The organism is Ruoffia sp. FAM 20857, assembly GCF_045528645.1.
Classification (GTDB): domain Bacteria; phylum Bacillota; class Bacilli; order Lactobacillales; family Aerococcaceae; genus Ruoffia; species Ruoffia halotolerans.
The window spans coordinates 1-3449 of the sequence record NZ_JBGQRB010000087.1 but is presented as its reverse complement, the minus strand read 5'-3'; the positions used below and the strand labels follow the sequence as shown (position 1 = coordinate 3449).

Annotated in this window: 2 protein-coding genes; both read left to right on the top strand. The window is 33.9% G+C overall.

What is annotated here, in order from left to right:
- Positions 1 to 152 precede the first annotated feature (152 nt).
- A complete protein-coding gene (locus tag ACEN4N_RS11200) occupies positions 153 to 1238 on the top strand; it encodes a competence protein CoiA (protein ID WP_138405562.1) in 1086 nt (361 codons plus the stop codon).
- Positions 1239 to 1311: 73 nt separating this feature from the next.
- Positions 1312 to 3114: an oligoendopeptidase F gene (gene pepF / locus ACEN4N_RS11195; protein ID WP_407094250.1), complete on the top strand. Its 1803-nt coding sequence runs from the start codon at positions 1312 to 1314 to the stop codon at positions 3112 to 3114.
- Positions 3115 to 3449 lie beyond the last annotated feature (335 nt).

The following is a 3449-nucleotide window of genomic DNA, read 5'->3' as shown; positions in this document are numbered from 1 at the left end:
TTCATCCGTGGTAAGATGGGTGTAGGTCATTTGTGGTCACTCCTTTGTATTCTTTGGTCGGAATTACAAGTTGAGTGTACCACAAATGGCTGTTTTAGTTGTCTAGCTTAATTTTACAATCGGCGTATTTATAAATAAGGGGGATTGATTACATGTTAGTTGCTATGTCAAAAGAAGGCGAATTAATTTATGCTAGTGAAGTTAAATTTAAGTATCCAAATTTAATGGAATTTTATTGCCCGACTTGTGCCCAAAAGGTATTTTATAAAGATAGTCATAAAGGTAAAGGGTTTTTTAGTCATTATTCAAAGTGCCAATTAGTAGAGAGTCGAAGGAGTCCTCTTGAATCAGATGAACACAAACGTGGAAAAGAAATAATTATTGAAGAATTGCAAGGTATACAGAAACTAGTTCTTCAAACTGAATTGTATTTTCCAGAAATTAATCAATTTGCAGATGTCTATGTCACAGTAAAAAGAGAGAGTAGCAAATCTGTTATTTATGAATTTCAAAGATCCGTCATTCCAGCTGCCGATGTTATAGTAAGAAATCAAAATTATAAACAGCTAGTGAATCAAGTGCACTGGCTGATGGATGATTACACAACGCGTAGCACCGCCTTGAATCAAAGATGGAAGCAGACAATGTTAAATTATAATGATGACTGGGGCTTTCACTTGAAATTTCTTAACTTAAAGAAGAAAGAAATTGTTATTCAACGTCATCTACCAATCATCTATCAGAAAAATAATTATAGACTGAAACAAAATAGAATGACCATTCGTGAGTTCCATCAACTAGATAGCTTACAAGATGAAAATTGCGAGTTAATTTCAGTGCGAAAGCGAACTAAAGCGAGTTTAAATTATAATCGTCAATTAAATGGCATTATGAATAATGAAGCGTATAGAAATACCATTTACTTATTATATCAACAAGGTACTGTATTAACTGATATGCCAGAATGGGTCTTTACAGAACAGTGGGAAGTGCTATTAACTCAATCGCCCAGTTGGCTTGTCTTTTCTTGGTCATTGGCAATCATCAGACAGCTTAACTATAAATTTACCACTGACGCCTTTATAGAGAAATTTCGAGCTTGTTCTGAAATTAAAGTAGCTCGAACACCGCTCATTTATAGTGATATCTATCCAGTTTTATGTCTTGCAATACTTATATTACTGTTTCAAAAAGGGATATTAGAAAAAGTGAGTAATGTGGAATGGATTTCAAAATAATGATTCTTCAAATTGGTTTAGAAATAGTGCATGTGATACACTAGTTATATGATTTTAAATGAGGAGGATATTGATGACAGATTCAAATGTAAAAACAAGAGAACAAATGAATGCAACATATCAATGGAATTTAACACCATTATTTGCATCCGACGAAGAGTTTGAAAGTGGGTACGCTAAAGCTAAAAATAATCTTGATAAGATTACAGCTTACAAAGGCAGATTAGGGGAAAGCCCAGAAGTGCTTAGTGAAGCTATCGATACATTATTAGAGTTAGGACGCGAAGTTTCTAACTTAGGTGTGTATGCTCATCTGAAAAATGATCAAGATCAAACAAATCCGACATACCAAAAGATGAATGCTCAAACCGAGCAACTATATTCTAAATATAGTCAAGTGACGTCATTCTTTAGACCAGAATTACTTGCTATTCCTGCTGAGAAACTAGAAGAAATGACAGCAAACAATGATAGACTGAAAGAATTAGATCAGTTTATTGACGATATTGCACGTAATCGCGAACACGTTTTACCACCAGAACAAGAATTATTACTAGCCAGTGCGAGTGAAGTTTTTGGTGGAGCAACACGTATCTTCGGCTACCTAAATAACGCTGACTTCCAATTCCCAACTGTGAAAGATAGCGAAGGTAATGACGTTCAATTGACTCATGGTCTATACGGAAAATTATTAGAAAGTACAGATAGACGCGTCAGAAAAGATACTTTTGAAGGGTTCTACTCTGTGTATCAACAATTTGAGAATACTTTAGCTCAAACTTTAACAACTGAAATTAAGACACATAATTACAATGCTAAAGTTAGAGGGTTTGAATCAGCGAGAGCAGCAGCTTTATTCACTAATAATATTCCTGAATCTGTCTACGATACATTATTAGAAACTGTTGAATCTCGATTAAACTTATTACATCGTTATGTAGACTTACGTAAATCATTGTTAAATATCGATGATTTAGAAATGTATGACATGTATACACCATTACTGGGTGAACCTCCAATTGCCTTTACTTATGAAGAGGCAAAAGAAATTACTTTAAATGCGCTTCAACCATTAGGTGAAGAATACTTAGAAATCATTCGCAATGCGTTTGACGAGCAATGGATTGATGTTTATGAGAATAAAGGGAAACGTAGTGGAGCATATTCATCAGGAACATATGACAGCAAACCATATATTCTAATGAACTGGCAAGATAGCCTAAATTCATTATATACACTCGTCCATGAATTAGGACACAGTGCCCACAGTTACTTAACCCATGCGAATCAACCGTACGAATACGGTAGCTACTCAATTTTCCTAGCAGAAATCGCATCTACAACAAATGAAAACTTACTAACGAATTATTTATTGAGAACTTATGATGATAAAGATATTCAACGCTATGTTCTAAATCATTTCTTAGATGGATTAAAAGGAACAGTCTTCCGTCAAACTCAATTCGCAGAATTTGAACACTTTATCCACGATCAAGATGGTAACGGTCAACCATTAACAGCTGAGTTTCTGTCAGAAAACTATCAAAAATTAAATGCGAAATATTATGGTTCATCTGTGAATTCTGATTCTGAAATTAAGAATGAGTGGAGTCGTATCCCTCACTTCTATATGAATTACTACGTATTCCAATATGCGACTGGATTTGCTGCAGCAACTGCCTTTGCAGATCGTATTGCTGATGGTGATAAAGAAGCATTAAATAGCTATTTAGGTTTCTTGAAATCAGGTAAAAGTCAGTATGCCATCGATACGATGAAGACTGCTGGTTTAGATATGACAAAACGTGATTATATCGAACAAACTTTAGATGTATTTGAACAAAGATTAGCTGAATTTGAAGCACTATTAGATTAAGTCTAAGGAGAGCGATTTGTAACTAGAACGTTTGAGCGTTCTATTACGAATCGCTTTTTTGTATTCGAGATAAATGAACATAAAAATATATTCACGTCGATAAAACAATATTGATATATATAAACGGCGAAAATAACGCTTACCAACCACAAATTTATGACTAAATTTCAAAAGTTAACTTATCAAAATTAATTGGGTTATATATACTTCCTGAATAATTCATAGTTTTACTAATAGTCTTTCCTAACATTGATTTAATAGTCTTTAAAGTAATCTGCTTCATCACCCATTAGGTGATGAAAAAAGACCCCCTTTCTGATATGGTTAATTCACCA